The 14806-nt window shown below is 57.8% G+C and carries 12 protein-coding genes; 7 read left to right on the forward strand and 5 right to left on the reverse strand.

All coding sequences use genetic code 11. The features are described 5' to 3' along the window. Positions 1 to 43 precede the first annotated feature (43 nt). From ACUZ79_RS04155 to ACUZ79_RS04180, 6 genes are all read left to right on the forward strand, one after another. Positions 44 to 604 carry a cytochrome b/b6 domain-containing protein gene (locus ACUZ79_RS04155; RefSeq protein WP_449250784.1) on the forward strand — a complete coding sequence of 187 codons (561 nt, stop codon included), beginning with the start codon at positions 44 to 46 and terminating at the stop codon, positions 602 to 604. A 596-nt stretch (positions 605 to 1200) separates the two neighbouring features. Beyond that, positions 1201 to 2586 carry an FAD-binding oxidoreductase gene (locus tag ACUZ79_RS04160; RefSeq protein WP_215647951.1) on the forward strand — a complete coding sequence of 462 codons (1386 nt, stop codon included), beginning with the start codon at positions 1201 to 1203 and terminating at the stop codon, positions 2584 to 2586. Between the two features lie 120 nt (positions 2587 to 2706). Beyond that, positions 2707 to 4002: a (Fe-S)-binding protein gene (locus ACUZ79_RS04165; protein WP_240823711.1), complete on the forward strand. Its 1296-nt coding sequence runs from the start codon at positions 2707 to 2709 to the stop codon at positions 4000 to 4002. Between the two features lie 246 nt (positions 4003 to 4248). Beyond that, on the forward strand, positions 4249 to 4875 hold the full coding sequence (locus tag ACUZ79_RS04170) for a LutC/YkgG family protein (protein ID WP_449250785.1): 627 nt from the start codon (positions 4249 to 4251) through the stop codon (positions 4873 to 4875). A 3-nt stretch (positions 4876 to 4878) separates the two neighbouring features. After that, positions 4879 to 7029: an L-lactate dehydrogenase (quinone) large subunit LdhH gene (gene ldhH / locus ACUZ79_RS04175; RefSeq protein ID WP_192112291.1), complete on the forward strand. Its 2151-nt coding sequence runs from the start codon at positions 4879 to 4881 to the stop codon at positions 7027 to 7029. Between the two features lie 266 nt (positions 7030 to 7295). Then, positions 7296 to 8984 (forward strand): L-lactate permease, encoded by a 1689-nt coding sequence (locus ACUZ79_RS04180; RefSeq protein WP_449250786.1) that lies wholly within the window; start codon positions 7296 to 7298, stop codon positions 8982 to 8984. Positions 8985 to 9106: 122 nt separating this feature from the next. Here the strand turns inward: ACUZ79_RS04180 and ACUZ79_RS04185 are convergent, their stop codons facing one another. The 3 genes from ACUZ79_RS04185 to ACUZ79_RS04195 all read right to left on the reverse strand — a co-directional run bounded on the left by ACUZ79_RS04185 (position 9107) and on the right by ACUZ79_RS04195 (position 11570). Then, the gene (locus ACUZ79_RS04185) at positions 9107 to 9511 is read right to left on the reverse strand and encodes a hypothetical protein (protein WP_449250787.1); all 405 of its coding nucleotides are present in this window, start codon (positions 9509 to 9511) and stop codon (positions 9107 to 9109) included. 238 nt (positions 9512 to 9749) lie between these two features. Continuing rightward, the gene (locus ACUZ79_RS04190; RefSeq protein WP_240823714.1) at positions 9750 to 10316 is read right to left on the reverse strand and encodes a hypothetical protein; all 567 of its coding nucleotides are present in this window, start codon (positions 10314 to 10316) and stop codon (positions 9750 to 9752) included. 129 nt (positions 10317 to 10445) lie between these two features. Continuing rightward, complete coding sequence (locus ACUZ79_RS04195) at positions 10446 to 11570, reverse strand: alpha/beta hydrolase family protein (RefSeq protein WP_240823715.1); 1125 nt, start codon at positions 11568 to 11570, stop codon at positions 10446 to 10448. 84 nt (positions 11571 to 11654) lie between these two features. Here ACUZ79_RS04195 and ACUZ79_RS04200 point away from each other — a divergent pair, with 84 nt between their 5' ends. Then, positions 11655 to 12299 carry a DedA family protein gene (locus ACUZ79_RS04200; RefSeq protein ID WP_449250788.1) on the forward strand — a complete coding sequence of 215 codons (645 nt, stop codon included), beginning with the start codon at positions 11655 to 11657 and terminating at the stop codon, positions 12297 to 12299. A 3-nt stretch (positions 12300 to 12302) separates the two neighbouring features. On the opposite strand, the gene ACUZ79_RS04205 is transcribed toward ACUZ79_RS04200, so the two are convergent. Both ACUZ79_RS04205 and ACUZ79_RS04210 read right to left on the reverse strand, forming a co-directional pair. Continuing rightward, a complete protein-coding gene (locus ACUZ79_RS04205) occupies positions 12303 to 13784 on the reverse strand; it encodes an ATP-binding cassette domain-containing protein (RefSeq protein ID WP_449250789.1) in 1482 nt (493 codons plus the stop codon). Positions 13785 to 13817: 33 nt separating this feature from the next. Beyond that, positions 13818 to 14645, reverse strand: a complete 828-nt coding sequence (locus ACUZ79_RS04210) for a histidinol-phosphatase (protein WP_449250790.1) — start codon at positions 14643 to 14645, stop codon at positions 13818 to 13820. Positions 14646 to 14806 lie beyond the last annotated feature (161 nt).

A 14806-nucleotide genomic window follows, 5' to 3' on the forward strand; every position in this document is an offset into this window, starting at 1 on the left:
TGCGCCGCCGTTCTTGAAAAGTTGCAAAACAGGGAGCGACGCCATGGGCTTGGGTGAAATGCTGAAAACCCAGTTGGGTTTGCTGTGGAAGTTTCTCGGATTTTTCCAGCCCCCGGTGCTGCGTTTTTTGCACGCGCTGGTGGTCTGCCTGATAATGGTGCAGGTGCTGACGCAACTTTTTGGCCTTGCCACAATCCACATGATTCTGGGCCTTGTATTGTGCGTGCTGGGATTTGGCCTAGTGGCCTGTGGGCTTGGCATGCGTGGGCCGCGCCACTACTTTCCCTATCTGTGGGGCGACATGGATCAACTTGGCAAAGACGTTGCGGCCATACGCAGCGGCAAGCTGATTATCGCGCCGCGCCCCAAGGGGCTTGCCTGTGTTGTGCAGGGCCTTGGCATGGGAGCCTTGAGCCTGACCTTGCTCACGGGCCTGTGGTGGTTCCGCTCGTGGCAGATGGGTGATGTGTCGCACACTGCAGCAAGCCTGCACAGCATCTTTGTATGGCTTTTGCTTGCCTATGCCGTTGGGCATGGCGGCATGGCTCTGGGGCATTTTTTCTTTTGGAAGCAGGCCGCAGCAAAAAAGCCTCAGGCAAACTAACAAAATCTGCCCGATCGGGTATATCCGCTGGTGTCTGCCGTTGACGGCAGCTGTTGGCAGCAGTAATTTTTTTGTGGCGGCGCGCGCTACGCCGTCACATCCTCACAATAGCCTGATTCCGGCATGTCTGCCGGGCAATGGGCCGTCCTTTTCACGTCTCCTCACTGCTTGAGTTTTGCCATCCGTTGGGAGAACACGGAATATCTTTTTTCATGACAGCCGCATATTTTTTTATGTGCTTCTTCCCGTCAAACGGCAGGAAACTTTGTGTGCACTGCGTCTTCACAATACCGCGTATAAGGCTTAACTGTTTAAAACGATTTGAATTGCAATGATGCAGATCGCATTGCCCCGGTATGGTTGAAACGACAGTGGGCAAGTTTTTTTGCGAGAATGTTAGACTGTGATACCAAAGTTTTTTGGCTCGTGCCCTTTGCAAACTTGTCAAACAACGCTATACGTCTTCATTCTCGTAAAAAAGTTGACCGACTGTTCAAACAACCGTATGGGAATCCAAATCTGTCAGGCCCGCGCAAGGGGCGCGAGGTCTGTGCCTTACCATAAAGACGTTCATGACGGACTTTTAAGGAGGCCTTATGGCAAGCCAGGCGTTGATTAAGGATTTTGAAGACATGATCGGCAAGGAAAACGTGTTCAGTTCCGAAGCCGACCGCATGAGCTATTCGTATGATTCTGCGGTGCTGCCGCCGGTCATGCCTTCTTTGGTGGTGCGCCCCACTACCAAGGAACAGCTCGGCCAGTGTGTGAAAAAACTGTATGACAACGGTATCCCCATGACTGTGCGCGGCGCGGGAACCAACCTTTCCGGCGGCACCATTCCGGACAAGTCCGAGACTGTGGTCATTCTGACCACCGGCCTTAACCGAATTATTGAAATCAATTCTGACGACCTCTACGCTGTGGTGGAACCGGGCGTCATTACTGCTGAATTTGCGGCTACGGTTGCCAAGAAAAATCTTTTCTACCCCCCCGATCCGGGTTCTCAGGCAGTGTCCACCCTCGCGGGCAACATTGCTGAAAACGCTGGCGGCCTGCGCGGCCTCAAGTACGGCGTTACCAAGGATTACCTCATGGGCATCGAATTTTTCGACGCCACGGGCGAAGTGGTCAAATCCGGTTCGCGCACGGTCAAGTGCGTTACCGGTTATAACCTTGCCGGCATGATGGTGCAGTCTGAAGGCACGCTGGGAGTTATTTCTGAAGCCATTCTCAAGCTCGTGCCGCCGCCAAAGGCCTCCAAGGCTCTGATGGCAGTGTTCTCTGACGTGCAGGACGCCGCCGACGCCGTGGCTGGCATCATTGCCGCCCACGTTGTGCCCTGTACTCTCGAATTCCTCGACAACAACACCATTGTGCGCGTTGACGACTTCACCAAGGCTGGTCTGCCGCGCGAAGCGGGCGCCATCCTGCTCATCGAAGTGGACGGCCATCCCGCCCAGGTTGCTGACGATGCCGAAGCCGTTGAAAAGGTGCTGAAGGCCAATCACGCCACCGCCGTGCACGTGCCCAAGGACGCCGCCGAAAAGTTCAAGCTGTGGGAAGCCCGCCGCATGGCCCTGCCCGTGCTGGCCCGCGCCCGGCCCACCACCGTGCTTGAAGACGCCACCGTGCCGCGTTCGCAGATCCCCGCCATGGTCAAGGCCGTCAACGACATCGCGGCCAAGTACCGCCTTGAAGTGGGCACCTTTGGTCACGCTGGCGACGGCAACCTGCATCCCACCTTCTTGTGCGACAAGCGCGACGCCGACGAATTCAAGCGCGTGGAAGAAGCCATCGACGAAATGTTCGACACGGCTATCAAGCTGAAGGGTACGCTCTCCGGCGAACACGGCATCGGCACCGCCAAGTCCAAGTGGATGGAAAAGGAAACCTCACGCGGCACCATTCTGTTCTCGCAGCGGCTGCGCCGGGCTCTTGACCCCAAGGGACTGCTTAACTCCACCAAGCTGGTGGGTATCTAAGTAGTTCGCTCCGGCATTGCAGAGGCGGGGTCTTTTGGCCCCCGTCTTTTCCGGGGGCTGCCCGCCCTGTGCGGGCGCTACCGGGCAAGAGCAAAAATTCAACCGCTCCAGGAGCGTTTCATGAGTACTATGCACGAACTGGCCCAGCGCCTTATGGCCCTGGACGACAGGATCACTGCCTGCATGAAATGCGGCATGTGCCAGGCCGTGTGCCCCATGTTCGGCGCCACCGGTATGGAAGCTGACGTGGCTCGCGGCAAGCTGGCCCTTATTGACAACCTGGCCCATGAGATGATTCAGGACCCTGCGGCTGTGGCCGAAAAACTGGGCCGCTGCCTTTTGTGCGGTTCCTGCCAGGCGTCCTGCCCGCCCGGCGTCCAGATTATGGACGTCTTCATGGAAGCCCGTGAAATCGTAAACGAGTTTATCGGCCTGCACCCGGTCAAGAAGATGATCTTCCGGTCGCTTCTGACCAAGCCTGGCCTCTTCAACTTCGCCATGCGCGTTGGCGCGCCCATGCAGGGCCTTATCTTTGGCTCGAGCAACGACGCGCAGGGTACCGTGTGCGCGCCTCTGCTCAACTTCATGCTGGGCGACCGCCACATTCACCCCCTGGCAAAAACGCCTCTGCACGCCCGTTACGGCGCGCTTGACGAACCCCGCCGTGCTGGCGGGCTCAAGGTGGCGTTCTTCCCCGGCTGCGTGGGCGACAAAATGTACACCGATATGGCAGAAGCCTGCCTGAAGGTGCTGCGTTATCACAACGTGGCCGTGTTCATGCCCAAAAACCTCACCTGCTGTGGTATTCCGGCGCTTTCGTCCGGCGATGCCAAGGGCATGGTGGAGCAGATGCGCGTGAACGTGGAAGCCCTCAAAAACGGCGACTTCGACTATATTCTCAGCCCTTGCGGTTCCTGCACCTCCACTGTCAAGGAACTGTGGCCCCGCTACGCGCACCGTCTTGGTTCTGCCGAAAAGCACAAGATTGAAGAACTGGCCGCCAAGGCCATGGACATCAATGCCTTCCTGGTGGATGTGCTCAAGGTGCAGCCCGCCGAGCAGGCTCAGGATAACGCCGTCAGCGTGACCTACCACGATTCTTGCCACCTCAAGAAGTCGCTTGGCGTTGTCAGCCAGCCCCGTTCCGTTGTTGCGGCCAACCCGGCCTACAAGATTACGGAAATGGCCGAAGCTGACCGCTGCTGCGGCTGCGGCGGATCGTTCAACCTCTTCCACTACGACTATTCGCGCAAGATCGGCCAGCGCAAGCGCAACAATGTGGTAGCCTCCGGAGCCAAGATTGTGGCCGCCGGTTGCCCTGCCTGCATGATGCAGCTTGAGGACGTGCTTTCGCACAACCACGACTCCGTGCGCGTCAAGCACACTGTGGAGTTGTACGCTGAAAGCCTGAAGTAACATGTGAGCGCGGCGGGGGACTGTGGTTCCTCCGCCGCGTTTATCAACCCGGCGGTTATTCTGCCAGAATGCCCATCTGAAGAAGAGCCGTGGGGTTTTGTTTCTGAAGCTATGGGCGTGTTACGCCGTTCGCAGGAATATGAGCGCAAACAATGGCAGCGGGTGGATCCGGCCCTCTGCACACTACTTTTCGCGGCGAAGCTGCATGGTTCAAGAACCCGGCGTGTTTTGAAAAAGGAGTTGTTTATGACACATCAGGAATTGGTAGAAGCCTTTTCCGCCAAGGCTGCGGCTGTTACCGCCGTAGTGCAGGAAGTGCCCAACATGGCAGCCGCCTTGCAGTATGTTGTGGACGTTTGCGCCAACAAGGCTCCCGCAGAGCTTTTGGCTGACGAACCCGGCACGGAACAAGGCCCCCTTGGCCCCAATAAGGTTCCCACGCGCGTGCAGCGTGTGGTGGCAGCGCCCCAGCTTGGCGACGTCGACTTTGCCGCGCTGGCAGCTGCCTGTGAAGAAAAAGGTTTTCTGTGCATCCGCGAAGGGCTGCGCAACTATCTTGCCGGTATTGACGTGGGCGTTTCCACCGCCGAACTTGGCGTTGCCGCCAGTGGCACCTGCCTGCTCAATACCGACAGTGAAGACGTGCGCCTTACGGGCATGATCTCGGAAGTTTCCGTGCTGATGCTGCGCAAGTCCACCATCTACCCCGATCTGCCCTCCATAGCCCAGTTGCTGCGCGAGCGCATGAACGAAGGTACTGCCACGTACACCACCCTGGTGACTGGCCCCAGCCGTACCGCCGACATTGAGCGCGTGGCTGCCGTGGGCGTGCATGGGCCGCTGGAACTGCATATCATTCTGCTGGAGGACTAACCCATGCATGACGCCCTCAAGAGCTCATCGGGATATCATAAGGAACTGGACGAAGCCCTGAACGACGAATTTCTGCGTCGTACCCTTGATACCTTTGCCGTGGCCTACCGCGCCAACCGCGAAGCCGTGTTCAAGGAAGTGGACGAGAAGGCGCTGATCAAACAGATCGCCGACGCCAAGGACTACGCCTGTCAGCACATGGACGAGCTGTACGCTCAGTTCAAGGCCGAAGCTGAAAAGCGCGGCGTGCACGTGCACCGTGCCGCCACCGCTGCCGAAGCCAACGACATGATCGTTCGTATCGCCAAAGAAAACAAAGTGAAGAAGGTGGTCAAGTCCAAGTCCATGACCGCCGAAGAAATCGGCCTGAACACCGCGTTGGAAGGCAATGGCCTGATCGTGGACGAAACCGACCTTGGCGAATGGATCATCCAGCTGCGCCACGAAGGTCCTTCGCACATGGTTATGCCCGCCATCCACCTTTCGCGTTATCAGGTGGCGGACGACTTCACCAAGGCCACCGGCGTCAAGCAGGATTCTGACGTGCAGCGTCTGGTCAAGGTGGCCCGCGTGCAGTTGCGCCGCAAGTTCATCGCCGCCGATATGGGCGTGAGCGGCTGTAACTTTGCAGTGGCCGAAAACGGCGCCATCTCTACCGTGACCAACGAAGGCAACGCCCGCATGGTTACGACCCTGCCGCGTGTGCATGTTGCCATTGCCGGTCTGGACAAGCTCGTTGCCAAGCTGGACGATGCCCTGGTGGCTCTTCAGGTTCTGCCCCGCAACGCCACCGCCCAGCGCCTTACCTCCTATGTCACCTGGATGTGCGGCGCAGGCCCCTGCGCAGCCAATGCCGACGACAAAAAGATCCTGCACGTTATCTTTCTTGATAACGGCCGTACCGAAATCGCCAAGGATCCCCTGTTCTCGCAGGTGTTCCGCTGTGTGCGCTGCGGCGCTTGCGCCAACGTCTGCCCTGTGTACCGCCTCGTGGGCGGCCACAAGATGGGCTACATTTACATTGGCGCCATCGGCCTGATCCTTACCTACTTCTTCCACGGCAAGGATCGTGCGCGTATTCTCAGCCAGAACTGCATGGGCTGCGAATCGTGCGCCAATGTGTGCGCTGGCGGCATTGACCTGCCGCGTCTTATCCGCGAAGTGCGCTCGCGTCTCAACGTGGAACAGGGCGCGCCCATCGAAGCCAACCTGCTTTCCGCTGTGATGAAGAACCGCAAGCTGTTCCACAAGCTGCTCAAGTTCGCCAGCTTCGCCCAGAAGCCCTTCACGCGCGGCGCGCAGTTCCAGCGCCATCTGCCTGCCGTCTTCCTTGGCAAGCACAACTTCAAGGCTCTGCCTGCCATCGCCAACAAGTCCTTCCGTGACCGTTGGCCCGAACTGGCTCCCAAGGTGCAGAACCCCACCTTCCGCGTTGCTATCTTCAGCGGTTGCGCCCAGGACTTCATCTACCCTGAAGAACTGGAAGCCTGCGTGAAGATCCTGGCCGCCAAGAACGTGGCTGTGGACTTCCCCATGGAACAGTCCTGCTGCGGCCTGCCCCTCGAAATGATGGGCCAGCGCAAAACCTCCATGGATGTGGCCAAGCAGAACATTGCCGCATTCCGTGGCGGCAACTACGACTACATCATCACGCTGTGCGCCAGCTGCGCCGGTCATCTCAAGCACCACTACCCTGAAATCCTGGATCAGGATTTCTCCACGGTGGAAGCTCAGGCCTTTGCGGCCAAGATCATCGACTTCAGCTCTTTCGTGCATGACGTGCTGGGCCTCAAGGCCGAGGACTTCAACAAGTCCGCGCAGAAGGTCACCTACCATGCCTCGTGCCACCTGTGCCGTGGCCTGGGCGTCAAAAAGGCCCCCCGCGACCTTATCGGTGATGCGGCGGAATACGTGCCTTGCGAGGAAGAAGAAGTGTGCTGCGGCTTTGGCGGCAGCTACTCTGTGAAGTTCCCCGAAATCTCCGCCCAGTTGCTGGACAAGAAGATCGCCAACATGAAGGCCACCGGCGCTGACCGCCTGGTGGTGGACTGCCCCGGCTGCGTCATGCAGATCCGTGGCGGTGCTGAAAAGCAGGGCCTCAAGATAAAGGTCGATCATATTGCCGAACTTCTGGCTGAAAATCTGAAAAAGTAATCCAACGAAACATCTTCCTGTGGGTGGAGAGCTGAGGCTCTTCATCCGCAGGAAAGTTGAGGGATGGTTTCGGCTCTCCACTGTGGGGAGGGCCGAAGCCTGGTCTGTCTTCTTGCGCTTGAGGACGGGCAAACTCTGGCTGAAACCCCGTGGAGCAATGCGGCAGCGTTGCGTTAACATCATCCTGCCAGGCGGCGAGGTGTAAAACTTGGGCAGTGTGTGCTGAGAATGGGAGCAGCTCACTGCTTCACAAATGCGGAGGCATTATGTCTATTGGAATGTTGGCCCTGTTAGCTATTATCCCCATCCTTGTTGCACTCATTTTTATGGTTGGCCTGCGGTGGCCAGCAACCCGAGCCATGCCTCTGGCCTGGCTGGTCTGCGTCATCTGCGGACTTGTGGGTTGGAAGCTATCTCCCTCCTATCTGCTTGCTCTGTCGCTTCAGGGCGTCGTTGTTGCCATTGGCGTTCTGATTATTGTTTTTGGCGCAATTCTTATTCTTTATACTCTTGAAGAAAGCGGCGGCATGGAAACCATCCAGTGCGGCATGCAGGGCGTCAGCCGTGACCGCCGTCTGCAAGCTATCATTATTGGCTTCATGTTTGGGGCCTTTATTGAAGGCGCTGCCGGCTTTGGCACTCCCGCCGCTCTTGCCGCGCCCCTGCTGCTTGCTCTGGGCTTTCCGGCCATGGCCGCAGCTGTGGTCTGCCTGGTGTTCAACTCCGTGCCAGTTACCTTTGGCGCAGTGGGCACGCCTGTTATCGTTGGTTTCAGTTTCCTTAAAAATCTTGTGGCGGAATCTGTTGCCGCCAACCCCAATCTGCCCTTCCAAAATTATGACGGTTTTGGTGCGGCCGTAGGCCAGTGGGCAACCTTTATGCATGCCCCCATGGCAATTATCCTGACCATTTTCATGCTGGGCTTCATGACCCGCTTTTTTGGCAAGGAAAAATCCTGGTCTGTTGGCTTTGCCGCCTGGAAGTACTGCGTTTTTGCGGGCGTTTGCTTCCTGGTGCCGTACCTTGCCTGCGCGTGGTTGCTTGGCCCTGAATTCCCCGCTCTGCTTGCTGGCCTGCTTGGCCTCGGCGTTGTGGTGTGGGGAACCAAGAAGGGATTTTGCGTTCCCAAAACTGTGTGGGAATTTGCTCCGCATACCGAATGGGACAAAAGCTGGACAGGCTCCGTGCCCCCCAGCACCAAAACAGAATTCCGTGCGCACATGACCCAGTTCCAGGCATGGTTGCCCTATGTGCTGATCTGCATTCTTCTGGTGCTTTCGCGCATTCCTTCGCTGGGTCTCAAGACTTGGCTGCTGAGCTTCAAGCTGAACTTTGTTGATATTTGGGGATTCAAGGGCGTAAACGCTTCCATTGATTATCTCTATCTGCCCGGCACGTTCTTTATTGTGGTGTCGCTCATGACCATCATCTTGCACAAGATGCCCAAGGCCGCGGTTTCCCGAGCCTGGGGCGAAAGTCTTCGCAAGATGAAGTCCCCCACCATTGCCCTGATCTTTGCCGTGGCGCTGGTGTCCATCTTCCGTGGTTCGGCCACAAACCCCATTGATGTGCCCTCCATGCCTTTGGCTCTGGCACAGGCAGTGGCCGCTGTGGCTGGTTCGGTGTGGCCTGTTCTGGCTGCCTTTGTGGGTGGTCTTGGTGCCTTTATCACTGGCTCCAACACGGTTTCTGACCTTATGTTTGCTGAATTCCAGTGGAACATGGCTCAGGCCTTGCACCTGCCCCGTCAGATCATCGTGGCGGCTCAGGCCGTTGGCGGCGCCATGGGGAACATGGTCTGCGTACACAATATCGTGGCCGCCTGCGCGGTCGTGGGTCTGTCGGGCCGCGAAGGCGAGGTTCTGCGCCGCACGTTCTGGCCCTTCATGCTCTACGGCACCATCGTGGGCATTATCTGCACCGTGCTGGTGATGCTTAATCCTGGTGTGTTCTAGAATGCTGGCGGCATAGCCGTAGCACATAGGTTGAAAAGGCCGCCCAGCAGTGCTGGGCGGCCTTTGCGCATTGAGCGGTCTGGTGGATATGTCTGGATAATCCTTTGTGGAATCCTGTTTCGCTAATGGCTGCGCTGCTTAGCTGGAAGTTGCTTCCAGTACCAGTTGCTCACGAGCGTATCGTCACGTGACGCCCACTCACCGCACGATTCAAAATAGTCCAGCACGCTCTGTTCCCTGAGGCTGAGCTCAAGGCCTGAACGTGCCATCTGGCGCATGCGGATAAAGATCACCAGACATTCAAAGAGCGAAAAAAGATCGTCAGTCTCCAGGGCATCCTGCTTCAGGTATTTTGTAAATTCCTGATAAAAGGGGTTGTGTTCGTCAACTATGGCATCATAGTCCGTGCTGAATTCCTTGAGTGACATGAAGCCAGAACGAAAGTGCTTTTCGAATGGGCACTCATGATCCTGTCCTGCTTTGGCACAGAGGCGCTGCATAAGTTCCAAATGATCTGAAAGCGGCATAGCTTGTCTCCTGAGACAAAATGTTCTGCTTAAAGATAGTTTATCTTCTATAAACATTCAAATCAAGCAGGCGAAAAAAAAGCCCGCTCTTGTACCGGGCGGGCAGTCGCAAAAACAATTTTAAAAGACAGCGTTTGAAGCTAAAATTATTTAACTTGTTTGCTCAATGGGCTGTTAGAATAATAAAAAAGTTTTTTTGATTTTTTGTTAAAAGTAAAAATTGTTTTTTGCAATTAGGCTAACGCTGGTTGCGCCGTGGTTGCAGATACTGTGGCTGAAAAAGGAGGCGATACTGCTTCACAGTGGACAACCGCTGGGGGGCTGTTACTTCGCCTTCGATAGACAGCGCCTTGTCGGAAAGCCCAAAGGGTTGAAGCTGTCCGGGCGGAACATCCATGTGCGAAAGCCTTTCGCCGCTGACATTGAACACCGGAAGGCTGCTGGAAGAAGAACCAGCCATGAGCACTGCGGTGGCGTTGGCCGAAGGCGAGACGTTTTTTCCAGCCGCCGAGCGCTGCGAGGTGGCGTTGAGCAGGCTTGGCATGGAGATTTCGGCCCTGCGCAGCACATCGATAAAGTCGTTGCCGGTGCGGCCAACAAAGGTCACGAGCGAAGATCCGTCGCCATAAACAAGCAGGCTGACGGGCATGGTGCCGCCGTGTATGCCAAAGTAGGCTGGGCGCGCGCCAGCTGGCATGACCACCCAGCCTTGCTGTTCTGGCAAACCCTGGCTGTCGGTGCTCCAGGCGGTTGCGGGGACTAGGGCAGCCAGTAAAAAACAGAACAAATAAATTGTGTTCCGCATATTATCCTGTTCCGGATAGGGAAATTTGCATGTTACGGTATGATCCTACCGCCATGCCACACCCTTTAGTGAGCCGTGCGGCAATTGTCAAGGCGGCTGAAAAGGCGCATGTAATCTGCCTTTACAAGCCTAGCCGGGGCGGCGCTTTTTGGATTTTGACGCAGGCTGCGTAGCTGGCTCTGGCGCTGCCTTTTGCGGCTGCGGCGTCAGGTCGGGCGGCGGCGGAATCTGGGGCAGATTCTGGGCATTGCCGAGGTAGTGCAGAAAAAAATCGCCCAAGGATTCGGTCATGCGTCTGTGGATTGCCCCGCGTGTTTCTTCCGTGACCGAGCGGCACAGCTCCGGCAGTTCCATTGCCAGAGATTCGGGGCAGGGCGCCATGAGCGCGCCGGTGTCGGCTTGCGGCAGGCTCAGCCAGCGGGGCTTTTTATCCATAAGCTCAAATATGCGCCGCGCATGCAGGGCCGGGTTGTTCAGGCTGTCGTTGGGCGCGGCCATAATCAGCAGCGGCGGGTAGAACCAGTGAAACGACTGGCGCGAAAACAACATGCCAAAACCGGGCGCCACCGCCGCAATGGCGCGGATGCGCGTGTCGGCGAGGCTGCGTGTGAGCGGCAGGTTTTTGCACAGCGATTCCATGCGCTCGCGAGCCCAGGTATTGCAATACATGTCGTTAGGAGCTGTGCGCGAGCAATAGCTGGCCCAGCCCTCGCAGTCCGGCAGCGCGCCGCCCAGCAGCAGAGCCGCCGCGCCGCCAACGCCAAAGCCGATTGCTCCGATGCGCGAAGCGTCAATGCTGGGCTCCACTTCCGGATCATGCAGGAGCAGGTCAATGCTGCCAGAAAGTTCATGCGCACGGTTTTCAAGCTGCTGCCATGTCAGCAGATTGTCCATGTTGTCCATGTTGTCGCCAGGGTGATTGGGGGCAGCCACCACAAAACCCAGCGATGCCAGCCATGCGGCGGTATCATGATAGGAGAAACGCGTCCCTGCGGTATCGTGCGAGAGCAGAAGCAGGGGGAAACGCCCGTCCACCGCCTTGCCTGCTCGGGAGGCGGAAATCTCCCACGGCGCATAGTTGAGATCACGCGGCGGGCGCGATGATGGATACCACACATTCACATCCAGGCGCAGGCCTGTTTCCGGCGACCACTGGCCAAGCGTTCTGAAACCGACCATATAGGTGTCGGCGGCATTGGCGGCAGGAGCGAACAGGAGCAGGGCAAGGACAGCTATAGTGGTGAGTACGCGCATGGCTGTGTTGTGCCACAAGCGGCCTTGGGGTACAAGAGCAGACCGAAGGCGCGCCAATGCGCCCGATGAGGGAGATCAGCCTTTATGGAACTACTGAGCAGTTTTGTCAGTTTTATTCTGCACATAGACGTGCATTTGTTTGAACTTGCCAATCAGTACGGATTGTGGCTTTACGCCATACTGTTCGTCATTGTTTTTTGCGAAACAGGTCTTGTGGTAACCCCCTTCCTGCCGGGCGATTCCCTGCTGTTTGCCTCCGGCGTGGTTGCCGGGGCCGGGTTGCTGGGTTATGGCGAAGTGATGGGCGTACTGCTGGCGGCAGGCATACTGGGCGATGCGGTGAATTACTTTATCGGGCGGCATGTGGGCCCGGCCATTTTCTCGCGCGAGAACCGCCTTATCAAAAAATCCCACCTGATCAAGGCGCACGATTTTTATGAGCGGCACGGCGGCAAGGCTATTGTGCTGGCCCGCTTTGTGCCCATAGTGCGCACCTTTGCGCCCTTTGTGGCGGGCATTGCCCTGATGCATCCGCCCACGTTTTTTCTGTTCAACATCACCGGCTGCGTGCTCTGGGTGGGCGGGCTGGTTTCCGCCGGGTACTTTCTGGGCAACCTGGAATGGGCGCGACAGAACTTCAGCCTGATTGTTTACGGCATCATCATTGTTTCCGTACTGCCTGTGGCTATTGAAGTAGCGCGCTCCAAGTTTGGGAAGGGCAAGGATTAGGCCCTACAGCACTACACGCAGGCGTCCGCCTTCCATATGCGCCTCCCTGTTGATGCACAGGGGGGCGTCTTCATTATGGTGGGACACAAACACCATCTGGACGCCCTGCAGGGCAAGCTGATCCAGCAAATGCAGGTATTGGGCACGGCTTGGCGCATCCAGGCCGGAGCAGGGTTCGTCCAGCAGCAGGATATCCGGCCCGCCCACCAGGGCGCGCGCCAGAAACAGGCGGCGCAACTGCCCTGTGGACAAATGGCGGATGGATTGCCGCCCAAGCTGCTTCAGCCCCTCGGTGCTTTCATCGGGGAACATCTGGGCCATGCGGTTTGTGGCCTCGGCCCGCTCGGCATCAGAAAAGCGGCGGTATACGCCGATGCTGTTGTCAAAGCCTGTGCAAACCATATCAAGCGCATTAAGGGAATAGCCGTACAGAGCCTGAGAAAGATCGGACACAAGGCGTACTCCCTTGCGCAGGGCTTCAAGGGTATCTACCTGCCCGCCCTGACCGGGCAGCCAGCGGTCAAATCTGCCCCCGGCGGCAACAAATTCATCACCTGCCAGCAAACGCAGCAAGGTGGATTTGCCCGAGCCGTTGGCCCCGGTGATGCGCCAGTTTTCGCCCTGATGCATGCACCAGCTGATGTCGTGCAGCACTTCCTGCCGATCAATGAATACGGTGACATTATCCAGATCAAGCATGGCGTGCCCGCCGTTGAGTACGTGCTCCGCAACTCCAGAGGCATTGTCGTTCTGCGGCATCTTCGGCGCTTCTTCACCGGACTCAGACGCAGGCGGCGCTGTGAGCAGGCGGCCATTACGCACATACCGGCGGCCAGCGCACCAGTCTGGAATATTGGCGGCGCGGTGCGCTGTCATCACAACCGTGCAGCGGCTGGCGTATTCGCCGAGAGTCTCAAAGAAAATCTGACGATAGCGTTCGTCAAGGCCTTCATCGCACTCGTCAAGCAGCAGCAGGGTGGGGGTGCGCAAGAGGGCGCGTCCGAGTAACAAAAGGCGCAGCTGCCCTTGCGAAAATGTGGGTACAGTCCGTTCAAGCAGGCCTTCGGCGTCAAGCCGGGCTGCCATGTCTTCCACAGCCTGACGCCTGTAGGCTGTGCTGTCAGCATAGACCAGCGGGGTATCCTCAAAGCCTGTGAGCAGCAGGTCGCGGCCTGTGAGATCCCAGGCCTGCCGCTGATAGTTTTCCTGCTGCGCAGGAGAGACAAGGCTTGTCATGCCCCTGCCCGCCAGTGGGGAGTCTTCCGGGCCGTCAGGCCCGTGCCACTGGATGCGCCCGTGGGCGGGCCACAGCTCGCCGCGCATGAGCCGCAGCAGGGTGGACTTGCCCGAGCCATTGGGGCCAATGAGCGCGCAGTGCGCGCCGCGCCGCACCTGCCAGTTGATGTTGTGCAGCACATGCTTCTGGCTGGCATCGCCGGGCAGGAAAAGACTTACGTCATCAATGGATACAATAATTTCGGACATACGTGATCCGTGGTGTCAAAGGCATGCGCCGTTTTACAGGGGCAGCACAATCCGCTGGCCCCGATTAAAAATGGTGTACTCGGCAAAGCCGAAGGCGCGCGCGTATGAGGCCAGCCGGGCAAAGCCGTAGCCCACATCATCGGTGCCGTGCGCATCTGAGGCAAAACTCACGGGCAGGCCCATTTGCGCGGCCACAAGCATGATGGGCGGTGCGGGGTAAATTTCGCGGCAGGCCTTGCGCAGACCAGCGGAAGATATCTCCATGCTCATGCCCATGCGTTGCAGGGTCGCAAGGCAGCGCTGCACCAGCGCCATGCTTTCCGGCTTTGCCAGCCAGATGTGGAACTGCTCCACAGAGAAAATCTTGATGAGGTCAGGGTGCGCGGCAATGTTGAACAGGCCGGATAGGATCATGCGTTCCCATGCTTCAAAATAGGCCTGATACTGCTTTTCGCATTCTTCCTGCGAAAAGGCTTTCCACGGTTCAGCGCCATCGTCAAAGCCCCAGTGACCGATAAAATGTACGCTCCCCAGCAGGTAATCAAAGTCAAAGGCGGCGCAGGAGGCCCGGGTGTAGTCCTCCTGTCCTTCAAGCCAGTCCATTTCCATGCCGAACAAAACGCGGCAGGGGCCATTAAGGTTGGCGGCCTTGAGGGCGCAGACCTCGCGCTCGTAGTCCGGCAGGTGGCGGGTCAGCTGCTCGCGGTATTCGTGGGTGTAGTCAAAGCCCACGGGCCGGGGCGAATGCTCGGTAAAACCCATGTACTCTAGCCCCTTGGTCTGGGCGGCAGCGTACATTTCTGCCGGAGTGTTGCCGCCGTGCGAATACTTGGTGTGCGTGTGCAGGTCTGCGAGAATCATGCTGATTTTCCTGATATGCCGGGCCGCGCCCTTGGCCCGCCGGAGAATGCCATCCCGGCCCCCGAAAGGGGATGTTGTCGATATAAAAGGGCCTGCCGTATTGGCGCAGGTGGCGGCAGGTCTGATGCTGGTGTGAACTCTGGTTTGAGTATGACCGCGAA

The sequence above is a fragment of the Desulfovibrio faecalis genome (assembly GCF_053570625.1).

Coding starts and splice junctions, on each gene's coding strand:
- ACUZ79_RS04155 (WP_449250784.1), top strand. CDS start 44: ATGGGCTTGGGTGAAATGCTGAAAACCCAGTTGGGTTTGCTGTGGAAG.
- ACUZ79_RS04160 (WP_215647951.1), top strand. CDS start 1,201: ATGGCAAGCCAGGCGTTGATTAAGGATTTTGAAGACATGATCGGCAAG.
- ACUZ79_RS04165 (WP_240823711.1), top strand. CDS start 2,707: ATGAGTACTATGCACGAACTGGCCCAGCGCCTTATGGCCCTGGACGAC.
- ACUZ79_RS04170 (WP_449250785.1), top strand. CDS start 4,249: ATGACACATCAGGAATTGGTAGAAGCCTTTTCCGCCAAGGCTGCGGCT.
- ldhH (WP_192112291.1), top strand. CDS start 4,879: ATGCATGACGCCCTCAAGAGCTCATCGGGATATCATAAGGAACTGGAC.
- ACUZ79_RS04180 (WP_449250786.1), top strand. CDS start 7,296: ATGTCTATTGGAATGTTGGCCCTGTTAGCTATTATCCCCATCCTTGTT.
- ACUZ79_RS04185 (WP_449250787.1), bottom strand. CDS start 9,511: ATGCCGCTTTCAGATCATTTGGAACTTATGCAGCGCCTCTGTGCCAAA.
- ACUZ79_RS04190 (WP_240823714.1), bottom strand. CDS start 10,316: ATGCGGAACACAATTTATTTGTTCTGTTTTTTACTGGCTGCCCTAGTC.
- ACUZ79_RS04195 (WP_240823715.1), bottom strand. CDS start 11,570: ATGCGCGTACTCACCACTATAGCTGTCCTTGCCCTGCTCCTGTTCGCT.
- ACUZ79_RS04200 (WP_449250788.1), top strand. CDS start 11,655: ATGGAACTACTGAGCAGTTTTGTCAGTTTTATTCTGCACATAGACGTG.
- ACUZ79_RS04205 (WP_449250789.1), bottom strand. CDS start 13,784: ATGTCCGAAATTATTGTATCCATTGATGACGTAAGTCTTTTCCTGCCC.
- ACUZ79_RS04210 (WP_449250790.1), bottom strand. CDS start 14,645: ATGATTCTCGCAGACCTGCACACGCACACCAAGTATTCGCACGGCGGC.